Annotated in this window: 2 protein-coding genes; both read left to right on the top strand. The window is 58.9% G+C overall.

Annotated elements, in window-relative coordinates; genetic code table 11:
- Positions 1–162, top strand: a 162-nt coding sequence (locus ACYVDE_RS24310; protein WP_460504099.1) for a CinA family protein, incomplete at its 5' end; no start/stop codon positions are given.
- 136 nt (positions 163–298) lie between these two features.
- The gene (locus ACYVDE_RS24305; protein ID WP_460504098.1) at positions 299–808 is read left to right on the top strand and encodes a carboxypeptidase-like regulatory domain-containing protein; all 510 of its coding nucleotides are present in this window, start codon (positions 299–301) and stop codon (positions 806–808) included.
- The last annotated feature ends 153 nt before the right edge of the window (positions 809–961 follow it).

Here is a 961-nt window from a genome sequence, read left to right as displayed (position 1 = left end):
GCCACCGCCACCAAGCAAGTCGGCACCGTGTGCCTGGCCTACGCCGACGCCACCCACACCATCAGCCGCGAATACGTGCTCGACCGGGGCCGCGCCCTGAACACCGAGTACGCCGCCCAGCAGGTGCTCACGCTGCTGCGGCAGCAGCTGGCGGGCGTTTAGGCGAGTTACTTTGCAGGTAATTATTGAACCAACGTTTTTGTAAACGAAGCCCGCTTAGCTAAACGCATAAGTTAAATTCACCGCTGCGTATCTTCATTGCCTACTTGTTACACACCACCGGTGCATTCATTGTTAAATGAAGCCACTCGTCTTCCTACTTGCTTTTATTTCTGCTCAGCAGAGCTATGCGCAAAGTACCGGCCTAATCGGAACGGTGAAGGACACGGAATCCGGGCGCGGGTTTCCAGCGGCTACGCTCCTGTTCAAACAAGGCGAAACGACCATCACGGGCGCGGCAACCGACAGCGCTGGCTACTTTCGGGTGGTATCGATTGGTCCCGGCACCTACGATATTGAAATAAGGGCTTTGGGCTTCCGAACGAAACGGATGCCCGGCGTGGTCGTGAGCCCTGCGGCTATACCGCTTGCGCTTTCTTTTCCAGGCCCATGTGAGTTTCAGTACGCGGAACGTCAGCGCCCAGCTTGTGTGGGTGGGCATACGGACCACTTGCTGCCAATTGTGTACGGGCTACTAAGTAAAAGGGCAATGGCACGGGCCAAGGCGGGTAAAATCTATTTAGGTGGGTGCCAAGTGACCGGTTGCGACCCCCGTTACTACTGTCCAATCCATCAAAAAGAAGTGTAGTGCCCCCCCGTTGGCGCGCGTCTGCGATGCGCGCCAACGAGGCCAACTCACCTACCGCCTCGCCCCATACTCCGCCCGAATCCAGCGGATGGCGCGTGGCACGGCTTCGGCGGGCGGGAGGCGCTCGTCGGGGGCGATGGAGTGGCCGTAGCG

It is taken from the genome of Hymenobacter agri, assembly GCF_054778495.1.
Note: the sequence above shows the minus strand (reverse complement) of the source record. Positions and strands in the feature narration are given on the sequence as shown.